Raw genomic sequence first — 17006 nt, forward strand, 5'->3', positions numbered from 1 at the left:
TTATGTAGGCCTAATGCAAGTAGTAAGATAGATTCCTGCCTGCACGGAAATGACTAATTCTTAAGTTAACACCATTAAACATTCACGCTGTTTCGAAAATACTTTGTGAACGATTACTATAGATAATAGCTATACCTGTTTTACCATAATTTAAATGAATTACTATTATTAGCTAGCTCGGGTTGCCAGTATAGTGAATGGAGTTTAGCCCTGACAAGTAAATTTAACATTTGCGATTACAGAAAAGGAAATTATATCTTCTTACAAGCGAAATACTCATTGCTGACATACTCCAGCTAAACTACAATTTATAAAAGGAATTAATGGAGATAACCCCATGAAATGGATAGCTCTACTGCCAATAATTTTTCTCACTGCCTGTGGTTTCTATAATTCAGAAGTCATTGATTATCGAGAAGTTGTGGTAACGCCACCGCCCTATCATTACGTAACAGTGGTTGACGAGAGACCTGAAAATGTAACGACGACTCGAATTAAACCTCTTTAATGCAGAGATTATTTTAAAATCTAAATAGCTGTAAGAGAACACCTAATGGCGGCAACTTAAGTTTTATGTAGATTAGATCTTAGGCCTAGCTGTCAGAACAAGTTTTCCCTTCTCCCCTGCGGGGAGAAGGTGGTGCAAAGCACCGGATGAGGGATGATCTAATAAGGTTTTGCCTTTTTATCTACCCTCATCCGTTCTGTGAGCACCTTCTCCCGGTACTGGGAGAAGGAAAAACTTAAGTTTACGCCATTAAAAGCTCGCTTATCCTGATTTATTACAACTAGCTCTATTATTTAAGCCCTGTCAAAAACTTATCACCATTTATAATACATAATATGTCTTTTATTTTTTGCCACCGTTAATTAAAAAATTTAATTAAGGTGTTGACATACATGTCATTTATGTTAAGTTAATTATTAACAATTGATGTTTGCAATAAATGTCAAAATAATTTTGACATCAGGTGAATTTTAATTAGTAAAACTTAAGGAGAATTAATATGACTGGAACAACTCAGGGCGGTAAAAAAGCAGCTGAAACTCGCGGACATGAATCTTTAAGTGCAGCTGGAAAAAGGGGTGGTCAGCAAGCGGATCATCGTCACTCAACGCAATCACGCGGCCACAAAAGTTTAAGTCAAACAGATAAGAAAGGAGGTAGCCGCAGTAAGAAAGACTATTCTGAATAAAAAAGATATTAATCTAGTTTTACAAAAGCCTTTCCCTGGACCGGAAAGGCTTTTAATCAAAAGATTTTAATTGAAAATAGGTCTGCTAGCAAGCTCTTCTGATGCAAATAAACTTCTAAACTTTTCCGCTAACTTAGCCTTATGTGACTGCATATCTCCTGCACAACCTTGTTGTAGTCGAGTCAAATAGGCAGTTTCTGCAACATTTGTATCGAATGGATCAAAAATATAACCTTTATCGAAAAATCGATTTCTGGCCGCTTTAACTTTTGCTGCAGCCCCTTGATCTTCAAAACCTAATGATTTAGCCACACCATATAAATTATATTTATTATAAACAATATCTAAATGTTTCTGGACGTCACTTGCTGTTGCTTGACTTGAAGCATAAGCTCGTAAAGAATTTTGTAAAGCTTGTTGATCAAGATTAAGCTCTTTCTTTTCGCTAGTACTTTTTAATATATCCACGCGGCCAGATACGCCTTGATAACGCTCATTAGCACTCTTACAACCTGCTTCCGAGATAGGTTCCAGAAAAACAGAAAGCGTTTGAGCCAACATACCAAATTGTGGATCATGGTAATCATTTGAAATCATTAGTTTAAATAACGTATGTAGTGCTAGACTTTCCATGCTTAAGTCGGCAGGCTGCAATTTGACAAACATGGCCCAAAAAGCTTTCTTGTTATCAAGTTGCTTTATTAAATTCTTACCTTCAATAGAATCTTTAAAATAGCCTTCTTTATTTTTAGATAAAAATCGAACATAGGATGCTTGTGCGCTTTCACAAAACTCACTTATTTCCATAGCTACTTCTAAGGGAAATAAAGCACTATATTGGTTAAAAGTCGTTAATAAAGATAAATCCGTCATAAGTGCTGCTTCTGCAGTCACATCATCAGAATCATGATAATCAAGTTTTCTGGTATGCTGATTTACTGGAATATTTTGGACATAAACTAATTGTTCTGGTCTACCTGCTAAAATTTGCTCTCGATTAAAGCCATGGGCACCTAGTAAAATATACTCAGCACTTTGTCTTTGTTTATTATTACTTTCAATGGTTTTATCATAAGCTTCTGTATATAAAGAAGTTAGAAGATTATAAATAATAGGCCCATTAATTTGTGGATTTTTAGCGGTTAATAACTGATAACCATGTCTTAACTTGCTCTTTACATCATTAATTGCCGTGGTGCGTTCTTCACTAAATACAGCCAGAGAAGGTACGCGTGCTTCTTGGGTAAAACTAAAATAAGGTGTAACAATTGGCGTATCTCCATTTTCAGCCGAGCTAAGATGATTACGATTAATTAAGCGCAAAGCCTGATTAGCTGGGCCAGTCTTCTTATCATGCGCAGTGTGTCCAGTAGCATTAATTCTAGCTACTGTTTCATTTTGAATATCAGTATGTAAATAGTCACACTCCGTTGCCGGAGTACTCGTAAAGTCATGGTCAGTAAGAGACTCTAAAGCTTTCTGAAAAGCGTTTAGTTTATCAAATAACTTAAGCCGAGATTTTAATTTCTCGGCTAACAACGCCCGGGCTTCTTGAGCTAGATTTAAGCGCTCCTTATCTAATCTTTTATTTAAATTACTAAAAAACTCATCATTTCCATCTGGCGAATTAAGTTTGTAAGGCGGCTTTGTATTTTCATAAGCTGTTTTAAAAGCTTCCAAAACACGAGTATTAATTTTAGCAATCACCTCAGACAAAACATATTCATAATCCTCAAGCCTAATTTCATGTCCCTTTGCTTTCTTTTGCAACGTATTAAAACATAGATTCAAATGCATACTTAATTCTTCTTGTAGAGGAATAATACTGTTACGTGAACCTACTAATTCTTCTTGCTTGTAAAACTTAGCTAATGAAACTCTTTCATTCTTTGACCCAGGATCTGGCTCCTGCTCCCGCGCCTCATCCTTTATATCTAATTTAGCGTAGAAGGCTTTTTTTAAATCTGAATCATTCATAATATCTAAGCTACAAAATGTTTTTTTAGTAACAGGGTTACCTAAAATTTGAGCAAGTGCATTTAGATATTCTTGTTCGTTATTAAATTGAGCGCTAGCAGGTTTAATTATTTCATTTAAAATTTCATGTAGCTCTTGAATTTTTAATTCTGTAGTAATTAATACATGGCCTTGTGGGTCAAAAATTAGAGGTTGTAGTTGTGATTTTTCCTTAGCTGACTTGATCCCTTTTGCAATTATATATGCTTGATAAAGCGCTTCCGCACGATTTTGCGAATAAACGCGTTCATGTTGATCTAGGCGATAAATAGATTGTAGGTGATGGAATTCTTTTTCGAATGCACGGCCAACTTTAGAGTATTTTGCTTCTTCTGGGTGGTTAAGTAAGTGATGTAATTTATCTTTTAAATAATTTTCGTCAGAAGGTGACTCAACTTCTGGTAATGTGGGTAATTTCCCATCATTAGTCAAAGTTTCGCGCTCTAGATCTGTTAACTGTTTACCACTAATTAATTCATATAAATTAACTATTAAGTCTTTACTATGTGAAGACTTACTAATATATGTTTTAAATAATTGCTTTTTATCTGTATTATTTAATTCCTGCTGGAGAATCGCCAATGTAAAACCTTCTTTAACAATCCGCACTTGAAGTTTTTTAAAAAAATTCGCTTTATAACTGCTAGGATCTGAATCTAGATAATTCTTGATTAAATTCATAGCCTTGTTACTTATAGTTTTCTTTATAACAGCAGTTTCTCTTGCTCTATCGCTAGCTATGTAACTTTTAATTTCTCTTCTTACATTGCTTTGGGCTGGGTCTAAGTATTCTTCATCAGCAGGAGATGGTTCAACTTCTGGTAATATAGGTAATAGGCCTTTTTCAGCTAACTCATCGCGTTGTTCAGGCTGTAAAGGTTTTTTACTAACTAAAGTATATAAGCTTTCTATTAACTCTTGGCTACGTGAATGCATACTAATGTACGTTTTAAATAGTTGCTTTTTATCCTTCTTGTCTAATTCGTTCTGAAGAATCTCTAAGGTAAAGCCTTCATCAGAGATTCGCTTCCAAAGGTTTTCAAAAAACTCAGTCTTATAACTATTAGGTGCTAAATTTAGATAGTCTTGGATCAAGCGTTTAGCTTGTTTGGTTATCGTTTCTGCTTCCTTTTCTCTATCGCTTTTAGTTGCTTCCCTTATATTGCTTAACCCATGAGATTTTCGATTCCAAAGGCGGTCAAAAATAATTTGAGCTAGTCTTTCTTTTGCTGCTTTAGTTTCGGTATTTGGGTTACCATTATATATTTTCAACCACTCTAATTCCTGCCTATCTGTTTCGCTTGCATCGCTATTACCTTCAATAGAGTTGGCTGCTAGTGAGCCGTTATTAATAAGCTTAGAAATTTCATTTTTTGTTTTCTCAAACTCTATCGACTGATCAGCTATTAAATAATTCTGAACCTTTGTTTGCATTGACTCTGATAGATACATAGAAAAGAACTTAGGATTTACTTTAATTAAAATCAATGCATAGTCTATAGAAGACTCATTCTCTTTAGAGAGCTCTTTTCTTAACCGAGTCAACACAGCTTGTTGCATTGACTGCGACATATCGAAAAAAAGTTTCGGATGTATGTTAATTAAATCAATAGCGCATTCTATATTTACATCAATAATCAAAGTGCACAGGCGAGAATCTTCAGCAGCAATTTCGGCAAGAGCTTGTAACCACTTTTTTTTAACTTCACTACTAGCTTTGCTAATATGTTCCTTATAAAGTTTATCTATTAAAAAAGGTAAATAATTAGGTGTTTTCTCTAAAATTGAAGTAAGCTTTACAGTTAAAAAGTCTTTAAAATTCAAGTGTCTTGAAAAAAGCGCTTCTTCAAAAGAAATATATTGATTTATGCTTTTTTCTTCTTTGTTATCAGGATTTACATTACTGGAGTGCTTATTCGCTTCTTCATATAATGCTTCAGCTAAAGACACATCTCGAGTTGGCTCTGGTAAAACTAAATAACCTTTTAATTCTCGTTCAAAGCGTGCAGTTCTAATGGGTAAAAATTTATTTTGTGACCAAAGTTCATAATAAAAGGGTACAGTTTCGTCAGCATTTCTTAACTCGCCTTTATAAATTAAACTATCAAACCCCGCATCAGTAAAAGATACACCTAATTCAGCATATAAGCTCCTAATTAATTGGGCTGCATGGCTATTATTAGATGACCCCCAAGGTAGGCCTCGATAAAATAACTTATCACGTTGAGATTTAACATCGATATTCTTATGCAACTCTTCAGTTAAACGGGCAACAGTTAATTCTCTCTTATTCCTTAGCTTTTGAATCTGTTTAAAAAAATCATATTTAACTGTATCAACGTCAGATTGCTTCTTCTTTAGTTTAGCTTGTTTCTCTTCAAGGTATGTATCAAGTTCGGTACTTAAGTTTGCAGAGAAGGGAGAATTTTTTTCAGGTATTTTTAGCTTGCGCTCACAAATTAAACTATCAAAGTCTTTATCACTAAAAAATACACCTAATTCAGCATATAAGCACCTAACTAATTGCGCCGCATGGCTTTTACTAGACGCTTCATCAGACCAGCCTTGATAAAATAATTTGTTCCACTCAGTTATTTGTGTAACAAGGTTTTCCAGCTCGTTAGTTAAACTGTCAACCGTTAATCCATCTTTATCTAATAGATCTTTAATCTGCTTAAAAAAATCATGTTTAACCTTATCAACATCATTATTATCGATAGAGCGACTCTTTTTCATGTTATATTTAGCAAGGTCTTCAGTTAAACTACTTGAAAATGGCATATGGATTAAATAAAACTTAGCATATATATATTCTACAGTTACTACCTTACGAAAGTATTATTTTTCTATTTAAACAACAATTTTTACAATCTTTTTACAAAGGATTTTTACCTAAAAAATCCCCTATTGCACTTAAAATAGCCCGTCTTTCTTGGCCCATGGGTGAGTGGCCAACATAAGGTAGCTTAAGTTCTGTAAGATTGGGTACATGTTTTTTAACTTGTTCAATTTCACTGTCTTTCACTAAGCTGCCAATAGCAGGGTTACCACGAATAACTAAAAGCGGGCACTTAATTTTAGGAAATAACTCATCAATACTATACTGGTGAAAGGTCGCATCGAAATCATTAATCATAGCGTGTAGCATGTCTGGGTCGCATTGACTTAGGCTGTCTGGAATTGGAATATTACTAAATGGGATATTTATTAGCCGGCTAACTTTAAGCCATTGAATTAAATGATTAGCAAATTCGCCCTGCTCTGTAATTAATTTTTGTAACGCAGCTGTGGTTAGCGGAGCATCAATCATAATTAGCGCGCGTACTAGTTTAGGATAATAAGCAGCAGTCATTAGCCCTATCATTCCCCCTAGAGAATGCCCTAAAATAATAGTGGGTTGTTTGATATAGTCGTGGATGAAGCAGTGAGTGTCAGCTAAATAATCTTTTAATTTATAAGCGCCTGGCATGTGTTTTGATTTACCATGGCCACGAAAATCTATAGCTAATACATGCAAATAGTAAGAAAGCTCATCAATTAAAGGCAGAAACGCTTGCCAGTTTTTAGTTGCGCCGTGCAAAAGTAAAATAGGAGCGCCCCGCTTGGGCCCCTCCATAACATTTAGCTCTACATCACCATAATGAAATCTATTCTCTTTCATCTAAATTCCTACTGATTATATCTATTCAAATATAGTAAAAAGCTATGATAAAGCTATTTTTCATTGTCATTACTTAATCTAAACTAGTTAAATTTTTACCTTTATCGTTTTAAAGAATATTAGCTGAGCTTGCTCATAATTATTGCCAATACCTTAATTTAGTGCCATTCGCTACCCTTATTTCATCTTAAGCATAAAACTAGTTTACATAGTGTTTGTGCATTATAAAATGAACCCGCTAGTTTATTATAAAAGTCCATATAAGGAGTCTTTTGATGAAGTTTCAAAAATTAGTTTTTGCCCTACCCCTTTTAGTTTCTCATTCAATATTTGCTCTAACCTCAGATAAACCAACTACTTGTCCTAGTGTAGAAGCATTGGCTGCCATTGGCGTAAGTGATGCTATAAGTGTGACCGAAAATGACGCAGGCAGCTGGGTAGCTTATCAGCCAAGTAATAGCTTTGAAACTACTAATAAATGGACCTTGATTGTTACATCAATTGAAGCTACGAATGCTCGTGACGCGATAAATCAGGCCAATAAAGCCCTTCCTAGCTTAAATTTAATAGCGGGCCCTGAGGAAGTTAAGGGCGGATGGGGATGTGTCTATGCCAGTAATGATTATTCGTTGATAGCTGATGCAATAACACCACCTTTATTGGGGGATTTAAAAAGTTTTATTCATAAATTTAATTTAAAAACTGTGCATTAAAATTTGTAATTAAGTTTGATATACAAGTTACTTCTGAGCCTTGATTTAAAGCATTAAAACATAAGTTTCACTAATTATTTACCTTAAAAATCTATTGACAGGATAGGCTCAGTTTACATACCATTTCTACGCTGTAAATTAAATGCTCATAGCTTCACTTATGGAAGTCAATATAAGGAGTTTTATCGATGAAGTTTCAAAAATTAGTTTTTGCCCTACCACTTTTAGTGTCTCATTCAGTATTTGCTCTAACCTCAGATAAACCAGCTGCTTGTCCTAGCGTCAAAGCATTTGCCGCGGTTGGTGTAAGCGATGCGGTAGCTGTTGAAGGAAATAATTGGGCTGCTTATCAACCAAGCAATAGCTTTGAAACGGCTAATAAATGGACGTTAGTAGTTACACCAATTGAAGCTAAAAATGCACGTGACGCTATAAACCAAGCTAATAAAGCGCTACCAAGCTTAACCTTAATGGCAGGCCCTGAAGAAGATAAAGGTATGTGGGGTTGCATCTATACCAATAAAGACTATTCTTTGATGGCAGTTGCAGTAACACCACCTGTATTTGGTAGCTTAAAAGGCCTAATTCATAAATTTAATTTAAAAACTACGCACTAAAATTTGTAGTAATTGTAGGTCAGTCCAAGTACTTTTCCTTACTTCCTGCCTACGTTCCGCGGCTTGTCCGCGGAATCCAGATAAAAGCGCGAAGTTAGAGTCTGCAAAAAAGCCGCGCAATATAGGTGAAAAGACCTAAATTTTAAAATAAACTAACTAATTTTCTCACTTAAGGGCTATTAGCCCTAATCTGACAACTTAATCTAATACCGTCCTTCAGTGAGCTCCTATCATCTCTTAAGTTTTAACTTAGCTGACCGCCTCTCGTATAGTCCATATACGCTGTGTCTTTGGTGGCAGAAGAGTAGATTCAATCCATAAAAATAAATTTTTACCGCTGACCGCCGGCAGAGATTTAGAAGTTAGGGCAATGGAAAACGGATATTTTTTACGCGTAGCTTGCAAAACTGCTAACACATGACCAATATCACCTTGGTTATCTTGTAGAATTAGTTCATTATTGCGATAAATTACTGTTACCGGCTGGCCTCTTAATGCTTGTTTAATAACTGATTCAAGGCGGCGCCATTTAGCCTGACTACCACGCTGCTGCTCAGCTTGAGTTGGATTTTGTTGGTACTTAATCCTAGTTTGCGGCGTAAAGGCTTTAGCAAAAATATTATTATTAGGTTTTTGCTGTAAAAAATAGGTGCATAAGGCATCGACTAGATAGCGATAACGGCCAGAAACTGAAGGGTTTGTGCCACGACGTGTGTTAACGTAAATAGCGAAGGCCAAGGTATGAGCATTGGCGGTATACAAATAACCCGATAAGCTAATAATGCCTCGCATTGTTCCTGTTTTAGCACGAACTAAATCTTGCTGATTAGGCTTTTTAAATCTTTTTTGTAATGTACCATCTCGACCTGACACCGGTAGAGCAGCAATATATTCATACGCTAGGGGAAAACGATCAAAAAGAAAACGTAGCAAGCTAACCGTTTGATTTGGAGTTAACAAATCATAACGCGATAATCCAGAACCATCAGTTAAGATAGCTTGTTTAAGCATAATTCCAGTTTGCTGTTGTAAAAACTGCTTAATAATAGTCTGCGCGTCTGACCAATTAACAGGTGCGCTATTTAACTTATCTGCAGCATGCAAAAATAAACTATCAGCATATAAATTATCAGAAGGTTTTAAAGTATCTGCCAATAACTGTGCGATGGGTTTTGAATTATCAGTTGCAATTAATAACGTACCGGTTGGCGCTTTTCCTAATAGCACCTGCCCATCGAGTATAATATTATTACGTAGTAATTGCTGCTTTATTAAACCTTGCGCGTAGAGCAATGGATTGCGGATAGCCATTTTTTGTTGAATTGCCCACTGGCCAATTCCAATACAGCCATGCACATTTAAATGATTATCTTGATCCATAACAAAGCTAACGCCACAAGAGGCTGCTTTATCTTTAGTGGTAACCTGATTATTAAGTACAATACTGCGACTGTCATCTTCTACTTCAACAATTGCTAGCAAACCTGGCTTATCAGCAGGGTTAACGGTAACAACCATGCGATTAGCATCAATCATAACGGGAGCTAAAGGCGCGCCATAGCTGTAGGCTAAATCTTCCGTCAACCAACCTGGTGCATAGGGATCAACCCCTGCATGACTGCTATCAATAATAACGTTACCTTGTATACGGTTAATCTTCCAGTTACCTAAAGCAGTCATTAATTCTTTTAAACGGTCTCGACTAAAAGAAGGATCACCTGGTAGATGCAGATAAAGATTACCCTTTAATACACCTTGCTGAATCTGTGAGGAATTAACACTTAACTTATTTTTAAAGCGGTAATCTGGCCCAAGCACCATTAGCGCTGCCGCATCTGAAAACAACTTCATATTACTGGCTGGTATAAATGTGTTGGTGGCATTTCGTTGGTATAAGGTCACGCCGGTGGTGAGATCAACTACCTCTATACCCATATTAATTTTGGGATCAATTTGATTAATTAACTTATCAGCACCAGCCTGAATACTGGCATATAAGAGGGTTGGGCTTAACCATAAAGCTACTTGCGTGAAAATCCTTTTCATTAGTTAGCTATCCTTTATTAAATAAATTATTACCTAATCATATCTTAAGCCCATTCGCTCCAGAAGGCCTGCTAAGGTATCATTATCAAAAAATTTAATTTGTAACCAGCCACCTGTACTGTGAGTAACTATTTGTACAGGCGCGCCCACTTGTTCCGCTAATTTATTCTCTAGATAATGGATGTCTAAATTAAAATCAGTTTTATCTTTATTTGGCTTTTTTAGTCCCTTAACTTGAGCTTCTAGAGTGCGCACCGACCACTCTTTAGCAATAGCTTGCTCGGCTAGCTGTTCTTGTAATGCTGGGTCAAGTCCTACTAGCAAACGTGCATGGCCAAAGGTTAGCTTACCAGAAATAATATTTTCTTGTATGTTATAGCTTAAAGTGAGCAATCTTAGAATATTGGCAATATGACTACGAGATTTGCTGACTAAAATGGCTATTTCATCTTGTTGAAAATTAAATTCATTGTATAAACGACGGTAACCTTGTGCTTCTTCAATTAAATTTAATTCTTCGCGTTGAATATTTTCAACCAAGGTAAGGGCTGCTGCTTGCTTATCAGTGTAATTACCCACTAAACATGGGACCTCAGTAAGCTTAGCAAGTTTAGCAGCGCGCCATCGCCGCTCACCTGCCATAATTTCATAACGATTCGCTATGATCTCTCTAACTATTAAGGGTTCGATTAAACCTTGAGTTTGAATAGAATGCGCTAATTCTTGTAAAGATTGCTCATCAAAATGAAGCCTAGGTTGATAACTGCCTCTTTGCAGAGCTTCAATAGGTAAGATTTTGTAAATTGTAGTCATTTAAGCTCTATCATAGAAATACCAACCTAAATAGAAAAGCATATGCGAAAAAATAGCCAATAACAAACCATAGTGCCAAAAAATCCAACCAAAAATAAGAGCTTGTGTCAGGTGCAGTACTAGCATTATATAAATAAAACGTCTAGATGTTAAACAGCCAGCGGCAATAAAAGCTGGTAGATGCCCAATAGCTACCATTAATCCACTAATAATAATTGCAGTCCAAATAACTACCGGCTGTTTATCACCAGTATATAAAAAAGCAAAAAAAGTAATGACATTAATCAAACCCCAACGTGCTAAAATTTCTTCAACGACGCTACCATATAATAAACAGCCATCAATCCCAAATGTACTGCGTAGGGTTTTCATAACAGTTAGCGTTTTGGGATCAAGAACCTTGCTAGCAATACCATAATAAAGAAAGAGAAATAAAATAAGTCCAAAGATAGTAGCAATTAAAACCGGTAGGATTTCAATTGAGGCAAAAACAGATTGCCCTTGTAAAAGGGCTGTTAAAACAGGATCGCCAAGGCCGGTTGCCAAAGATAAAACACTTCCTGCTGCACTCATTAATAAAACCATTATTAATGTTTGCACCGTCATAATACGTGTAAAGCGGCTTTTTAACTCTTTACTATTATGCGGAAGCAATAAATGAATTAACCTGGGGATGACAATATAAACCCCAGGAAACGCTAAAAAAAATAAAAAGAGTATAGTTGGCCAATTAAATGACATGATTTCCCTTTCTCAATACACTATAAAAAAAGCCATCACAATTATTTAAGCCTGGTAGAAGTTGATAACCATAAGCAGTTGCTATTCCCCAAGGCTGTTCTTCCATACTATAAAAAACATCTTTTTGTTTTGCTAGAAAATTTGCTATTTGGTTAGTATTTTCTTCTTTTAATACCGAGCAGGTAACATAAACTAAAACTCCACCAGCCTTTAACAAAGGCCAAATCTGTTGTAATAAGGCTTGTTGCAATTTAACAACTGTCTTAATTTCATCTAGTGTGCGTAACAACTTAATATCAGGATGTCTCCTTATTACACCAGTTGCCGAGCAAGGTGCATCAAGTAAAATACGATCAAACAGTTGACCATCCCACCAACTGGCAGGGTTAAGTACATCGCCTTGGCAAATAGTAGCCTTAAGATGTAGTCTACGTAGGTTATCACGTACGCGCTCTAAGCGCCTAGCATCAACATCTAGTGCAATACATTCTGTTAATTGAGGCTCAGTTTCTAAAATATGGCATGTTTTCCCACCAGGTGCGGCACATGCATCTAACACCCGCAATCCAGGTTTAAGCTCAAGCAAAACTGCAGCGAGTTGTGCCGCTTCATCCTGTACTGCGACATCGCCTTCTATAAAACCCGGTAAAGCTTGTACATCACAAGGTTCATCTAGTCCAACCCCTACTGACGAATAAACGAGAGGCTTAGCATTTAAACCACTTGCTTGCAGACGCTTTAAATAAGTATCTCTATCAACATGTCTTTGGTTAACTCTTAGACTCATTGGTGGGTGAACATCATTATTTAATAAAATCATTTGCCATTCTTTGGGCCAATCTTTTTTAAGTTGATTAATAAACCATTTGGGATGATTAAACTTAAAGTTTTCTTGTTCTGCTAAGCTAGTTAAAATTTCGTTCTTTTCCCGACAAAAACGGCGCAGTACGGCATTGACTAATCCTTTTGCCCATCCTTTTTTTATCTTATCAAGTAAAGCTACCGTTTCTTGTACTACAGCATATTCCGGCTTATCTAAAAACTGTAATTGATAAAGTCCTATTAATACAGTTAGCCACAAATCTAGTTGCTTAGGTTTTTTATTAAGTAAATGATTGGCTATCGCTTCTAGTCGATAATAATAACGGCAAACGCCAAAGCAAATTGCTTTTGTTAAGGGCGCTTGTTCTACATTGTCTTGCAATAATTGCATTAAAGATGTTTTATTTTTTAATAATTTTAATAAAACATGTAAAGCTTCTAAACGTGGATTACTCATAAGACTTCTTTCCAAATTGCCATTGACGGCCAATCTCAGTTGAATAAAACACTGCAAAATGCCTATACTTAGTGCACTTTTTCGCTACGTTATTCAACTGACCTTATCTCCTCAATGACGGTTTGGAAAGCAGTCTATTGAAGAATCTGACCAATTTTAAGTTGTGTGCGCCCAGAATTAAGCCAATCAGCTACAGATAAAATTTTCCCACCTGCAAACTGCAAGCGTTGAATACGCAAAGATTGCTCACTCGTTGCCACTAAAATACCCTGTTTATCAATAGCAACTATAGTTCCTGGGGGTAGTGTATAGGTGGTTGCTTCAATCTCTGCTTGATGAATACGTACTACTTCCGCATCAGCATGGGTATAGGCAATAGGCCAAGGGTTATAGGCCCGTATCTGACTATCGATTTTAGTTGCTTTCTGATCCCAAAAAATTAACGCATCTTGTTTATTAATCTTTCCAGCATAAGTCACTAGTCTTTCATCTTGAGCTACAGGCTCACTATAGCCTTTGGCTAAAGCACTAAGCGTATCTAGTAAGGGCGCTACAGCTAATTGGGCTAATTTGTCATGTAAGGAAGCAGCAGTCTCTGCAGGTTTAAGTTTATACTGTACTTTACTCAATATCTGGCCGGTGTCCATGCCGACATCCATTTGCATAATTGTTACGCCGGAATATTCATCACCATGTAAAATAGCTTGCTGAATAGGAGAAGCGCCTCGCCAACGCGGCAATAAAGAGGCATGCACATTAACACAGCCTAAACGCGGTATAGACAAAACACTTTTTGGTAAAATTAAGCCATAGGCAATAACTATAAGTAAATCCAGTTCAAGCGCTGCTAATCTAGCAACCTCTTCGGGATTACGAAAATTAACCGGCTGATAAACGGGTAATCCATGTTTTAAAGCCCATTCTTTTACAGCTGATGGCTGTAATTTTCTTCCTCGTCCAGCAGGCCTATCAGGCTGGGTATAGATAGCTACCAATTGATGGTTAGAGTTAAATAACGCTTCAAGGCAAGGTAGGCCAAATTCAGGTGTACCTGCAAAGGCAATTCTTAGATTAGTCATTACTTATTACGTGCCTGCATGTGACGTTTAAATTTATCAAGCTTTCTTCTCGCCATAGCGCGCTTTAAGGGAGAAAGAAGATCTACAAACAATTTACCATTTAAATGATCAATTTCATGTTGAAAACATTCACCTAGCACGCCTTCACCGCTCATCTCATAAAATTTACCGAAACGATCTTGAGCCCGAATGGTTACTTTCTTAGCTCGTTTAACGGTGTCGTAAGCGCCTGGCACTGACAAACAACCTTCTTGATAATCAGCAACGCCTTCAGAGGCGATAATTTCTGGATTCGCTAAAACGAGCTGCTCTTTTTTATCACCTTTAATATCTATGACAGATAAACGCAGGCTAACCCCAATCTGGGGGGCTGCAAGGCCTACCCCATCAGCATCGTACATCGTATCAAACATATCTTCGATTAGTTGATGTAATTGCTCATCAAATTTTTCTACAGGTTTTGCAACTTGCCTTAAACAGGCATCGGGTAAGTAAAGAATTTTTCTGATAGCCATAAGATCTGTATTAATAATAAGAATGCGTGGTATTATCGCCAATACCTTTAGTTGCTGCAAGTTATCTACACTTTAAAACGCTTACTACCTTTTTTAATTAAATTTTAAGCGTTATTAATCAATAGCCTCTTGATAAACGCAGTTAAATAGTAATTAAATTAACTAGAGGTAGCGAAAATCTTACAGTTGGGACAGGAATTTTCCTTCAAGGATTGATTAATGCGCTATGTGCTAATTATCATTGGTTTGTTAGTATCTTTTTATACAGAAGCTTTATCGCTACGAGATGATTACCCCAGACGCTATGTTGTTAAACCTGGCGATACTTTATGGAGTATTGCTAATCAATATCTTCATCGCCCATGGGAATGGAAAGAGTTATGGCATGCCAACCCACAAATTACAAACCCAGAACATTTATATACCGGCGCAATACTTGAATTACGGTTTTTTAAGAAAAATCCTTATATTCGTGTTTTGGCTAATGGAACACTTAAGCTCTCGCCTTACGTACGTCCTCACCTTTTAGGTGATCCTATTTTACCCGTCTCACTGACAGATATTAAACCTTTTTTAGATAATTCATTGATTATGGATGACAATAGACTTGCCTCAGCCCCCTATGTGGTTGATTATCTAGGTGAGCATATGCTAGGTGGCCAAGGTGATGAAGTTTATGTAAGAAGATTACATCGTGCCCCTGAAGCATGTAACGATGCTACAGTTGCTTACGCTTTTTATCGACCTAATTGTCCTTATAAAGACCCTATTACTAAGAAAATTTTAGGTTATAAAGCTAGTTTAGTTGGATATGGTCAATTAGTAAAAGGAGGCGAGCCGGCAACTGTATTACTTACTGAAGTTACAGAAGGCGTACGAATAGGCGATCGCGTATTGTTTAACGACTTCCCAGCCTTTAATTTTAATTTTTTACCACAAACACCGCTTTATCCTGTACGTGGAGTAATTATCGATGTATTGCCTAAATATACCCAGGGAGCTGTTGGTTTAGTTACTGTAATTAATCGTGGGCAAGATGCGGGATTACAAGCTGGTGATGTTTTAGGTATTTATTCGCCGGCCCGTTTAATTCGCGATCCACACGATTGTTTTAATCCTTTAAAATGCTCTAAATCAGTACTTTTACCACGCGAGCGTCTAGGAGAAGCAATGATTTTTCGAACCTTTACGCAAACTAGTTTTGCATTAGTAGTTCGCTCTATTAAAGCAGTTCACTTGGGAGATATAGTTACAAATCCATGAATAACAAGCACTATTTACTCGCTCTTAATCGTATCCCTAGTATTGGGCCGCAAACAATAAAAAAATTACTAGCTCATTGGCCTTCCTTAAAAGAGATGTTTGCCTTATCACAAGAACAGTTACAAAACGCAGGCCTACCATTTAAATTAGCTTATGCAATTAAAAAATTTGATTTTGCTGAGCTTGACTTAGATTTAAACTGGGAAAGCCAACCAAATCACCATCTTATTAGTTGGGAAGATGAGCAATACCCGTCGCTACTTAACCAGATTTATGATGCCCCACCTATTTTGTATGCCATAGGTGATTTAACTTGTTTGCAACATTTAACAATAGCAATCGTTGGTACACGCAAACCTTCTATAGCTGGCTCCCAAAATGCGTGGCAATTCGCTTTTGAGCTGGCTACTAATCAAGTTACTATTGTAAGCGGCTTAGCGCTTGGTATTGATGCTCAAGCTCATAAAGGTTGCCTTGCTGCTAATGGAAGAACAATTGCTGTACTTGGGACAGGAGTAGATTGCATTTATCCTAAAAGTCATAGGCTTTTAGCCAATCAAATTATTGATAATGGCTTATTAATTTCTGAATTTCCATTAAAAAGCCAACCAACGGCTGGACATTTCCCTCGTAGAAACCGTATAATAAGCGGTTTATCTTTAGCCATACTGGTCGTAGAAGCTGCAATCAAAAGTGGTTCATTGATTACGGCCCGTTTAGCTTTAGAGCAAAATCGAGAGGTTATGGCAGTTCCTGGTTCGATTAATAATTCACAAGCAAGAGGCTGTAATTATTTATTACAACAGGGGGCAAAACTGGTAATATCAATTAATGATATCCTTAGCGAGTTAGGCATTGAACATGGTTCTCCTAATACTAAAGAATCCTCAATTAATCTTGCAACAAATCATAAAAACCTAGTAAAGTGCTTAGGCTTTGAAACAGTAACTATTGATCAAATTATTCAACAAAGCGGATTAGGTATTGATGAAGTTATAAGTAATTTAACAGAATTAGAATTACAAGGTATTATTAAAGCAGTGCCTGGTGGCTATATAAGGTGTTGA

14 protein-coding genes are annotated in these 17006 nt (G+C 36.5%); 6 read left to right on the forward strand and 8 right to left on the reverse strand.

Translation table 11 applies throughout. From position 1 onward, the window contains the following. Window positions 1–337 precede the first annotated feature (337 nt). The gene (locus ACNVED_RS13365; RefSeq protein ID WP_419419484.1) at window positions 338–508 is read left to right on the forward strand and encodes a hypothetical protein; all 171 of its coding nucleotides are present in this window, start codon (window positions 338–340) and stop codon (window positions 506–508) included. A 499-nt stretch (window positions 509–1007) separates the two neighbouring features. Further along, a complete protein-coding gene (locus ACNVED_RS13370) occupies window positions 1008–1196 on the forward strand; it encodes a hypothetical protein (RefSeq protein ID WP_419419485.1) in 189 nt (62 codons plus the stop codon). A 66-nt stretch (window positions 1197–1262) separates the two neighbouring features. Here the strand turns inward: ACNVED_RS13370 and ACNVED_RS13375 are convergent, their stop codons facing one another. Together ACNVED_RS13375 and ACNVED_RS13380 are read right to left on the reverse strand one after the other, a co-directional pair. After that, window positions 1263–5993: a hypothetical protein gene (locus ACNVED_RS13375; RefSeq protein ID WP_419419486.1), complete on the reverse strand. Its 4731-nt coding sequence runs from the start codon at window positions 5991–5993 to the stop codon at window positions 1263–1265. Window positions 5994–6087: 94 nt separating this feature from the next. Then, window positions 6088–6873 (reverse strand): alpha/beta fold hydrolase, encoded by a 786-nt coding sequence (locus ACNVED_RS13380; RefSeq protein ID WP_419419487.1) that lies wholly within the window; start codon window positions 6871–6873, stop codon window positions 6088–6090. Between the two features lie 275 nt (window positions 6874–7148). Here ACNVED_RS13380 and ACNVED_RS13385 point away from each other — a divergent pair, with 275 nt between their 5' ends. Continuing rightward, entirely contained in the window at window positions 7149–7586 is a 438-nt protein-coding gene (locus tag ACNVED_RS13385) for a DUF4949 domain-containing protein (protein ID WP_419419488.1), read from the forward strand. 188 nt (window positions 7587–7774) lie between these two features. Next, window positions 7775–8203, forward strand: a complete 429-nt coding sequence (locus ACNVED_RS13390; protein WP_419419489.1) for a DUF4949 domain-containing protein — start codon at window positions 7775–7777, stop codon at window positions 8201–8203. Between the two features lie 249 nt (window positions 8204–8452). Here ACNVED_RS13390 and dacB read toward each other — a convergent pair whose 3' ends face one another. The 6 genes from dacB to def form a co-directional block, all read right to left on the reverse strand. Further along, window positions 8453–10249: a D-alanyl-D-alanine carboxypeptidase/D-alanyl-D-alanine-endopeptidase gene (gene dacB, locus ACNVED_RS13395; RefSeq protein WP_419419490.1), complete on the reverse strand. Its 1797-nt coding sequence runs from the start codon at window positions 10247–10249 to the stop codon at window positions 8453–8455. A 33-nt stretch (window positions 10250–10282) separates the two neighbouring features. Further along, the gene (locus tag ACNVED_RS13400) at window positions 10283–11062 is read right to left on the reverse strand and encodes a ParB/RepB/Spo0J family partition protein (RefSeq protein WP_419419491.1); all 780 of its coding nucleotides are present in this window, start codon (window positions 11060–11062) and stop codon (window positions 10283–10285) included. Further along, entirely contained in the window at window positions 11063–11803 is a 741-nt protein-coding gene (locus ACNVED_RS13405) for a CPBP family intramembrane glutamate endopeptidase (protein WP_419419492.1), read from the reverse strand. Continuing rightward, window positions 11793–13082: a 16S rRNA (cytosine(967)-C(5))-methyltransferase RsmB gene (gene rsmB / locus ACNVED_RS13410; protein WP_419419493.1), complete on the reverse strand. Its 1290-nt coding sequence runs from the start codon at window positions 13080–13082 to the stop codon at window positions 11793–11795. Before rsmB ends, ACNVED_RS13405 begins: the two co-directional genes overlap by 11 nt. 134 nt (window positions 13083–13216) lie before the next feature. Next, the gene (gene fmt, locus ACNVED_RS13415; protein WP_419419494.1) at window positions 13217–14161 is read right to left on the reverse strand and encodes a methionyl-tRNA formyltransferase; all 945 of its coding nucleotides are present in this window, start codon (window positions 14159–14161) and stop codon (window positions 13217–13219) included. Further along, complete coding sequence (gene def, locus ACNVED_RS13420; RefSeq protein ID WP_419421200.1) at window positions 14161–14676, reverse strand: peptide deformylase; 516 nt, start codon at window positions 14674–14676, stop codon at window positions 14161–14163. Before def ends, fmt begins: the two co-directional genes overlap by 1 nt. A gap of 219 nt (window positions 14677–14895) precedes the next feature. Between def and ACNVED_RS13425 the strand changes: the two genes are divergently transcribed. Then, complete coding sequence (locus ACNVED_RS13425; protein ID WP_419419495.1) at window positions 14896–15939, forward strand: LysM peptidoglycan-binding domain-containing protein; 1044 nt, start codon at window positions 14896–14898, stop codon at window positions 15937–15939. Continuing rightward, on the forward strand, window positions 15936–17006 hold the full coding sequence (dprA, locus tag ACNVED_RS13430) for a DNA-processing protein DprA (RefSeq protein WP_419419496.1): 1071 nt from the start codon (window positions 15936–15938) through the stop codon (window positions 17004–17006). The genes ACNVED_RS13425 and dprA overlap by 4 nt, the downstream gene beginning before the upstream one ends.

The sequence above is a fragment of the Legionella sp. D16C41 genome (assembly GCF_048541585.1).
Taxonomy (GTDB): Bacteria; Pseudomonadota; Gammaproteobacteria; order Legionellales; family Legionellaceae; genus Legionella_C.

Excerpts from the sequence above, each read along its gene's own strand:
- fmt (WP_419419494.1), bottom strand. The coding sequence starts at position 14,161 with ATGACTAATCTAAGAATTGCCTTTGCAGGTACACCTGAATTTGGCCTA.
- dacB (WP_419419490.1), bottom strand. The coding sequence starts at position 10,249 with ATGAAAAGGATTTTCACGCAAGTAGCTTTATGGTTAAGCCCAACCCTC.
- rsmB (WP_419419493.1), bottom strand. The coding sequence starts at position 13,082 with ATGAGTAATCCACGTTTAGAAGCTTTACATGTTTTATTAAAATTATTA.
- def (WP_419421200.1), bottom strand. The coding sequence starts at position 14,676 with ATGGCTATCAGAAAAATTCTTTACTTACCCGATGCCTGTTTAAGGCAA.
- ACNVED_RS13390 (WP_419419489.1), top strand. The coding sequence starts at position 7,775 with ATGAAGTTTCAAAAATTAGTTTTTGCCCTACCACTTTTAGTGTCTCAT.
- ACNVED_RS13400 (WP_419419491.1), bottom strand. The coding sequence starts at position 11,062 with ATGACTACAATTTACAAAATCTTACCTATTGAAGCTCTGCAAAGAGGC.
- dprA (WP_419419496.1), top strand. The coding sequence starts at position 15,936 with ATGAATAACAAGCACTATTTACTCGCTCTTAATCGTATCCCTAGTATT.
- ACNVED_RS13425 (WP_419419495.1), top strand. The coding sequence starts at position 14,896 with ATGCGCTATGTGCTAATTATCATTGGTTTGTTAGTATCTTTTTATACA.
- ACNVED_RS13375 (WP_419419486.1), bottom strand. The coding sequence starts at position 5,993 with ATGCCATTTTCAAGTAGTTTAACTGAAGACCTTGCTAAATATAACATG.
- ACNVED_RS13380 (WP_419419487.1), bottom strand. The coding sequence starts at position 6,873 with ATGAAAGAGAATAGATTTCATTATGGTGATGTAGAGCTAAATGTTATG.
- ACNVED_RS13365 (WP_419419484.1), top strand. The coding sequence starts at position 338 with ATGAAATGGATAGCTCTACTGCCAATAATTTTTCTCACTGCCTGTGGT.
- ACNVED_RS13385 (WP_419419488.1), top strand. The coding sequence starts at position 7,149 with ATGAAGTTTCAAAAATTAGTTTTTGCCCTACCCCTTTTAGTTTCTCAT.
- ACNVED_RS13405 (WP_419419492.1), bottom strand. The coding sequence starts at position 11,803 with ATGTCATTTAATTGGCCAACTATACTCTTTTTATTTTTTTTAGCGTTT.
- ACNVED_RS13370 (WP_419419485.1), top strand. The coding sequence starts at position 1,008 with ATGACTGGAACAACTCAGGGCGGTAAAAAAGCAGCTGAAACTCGCGGA.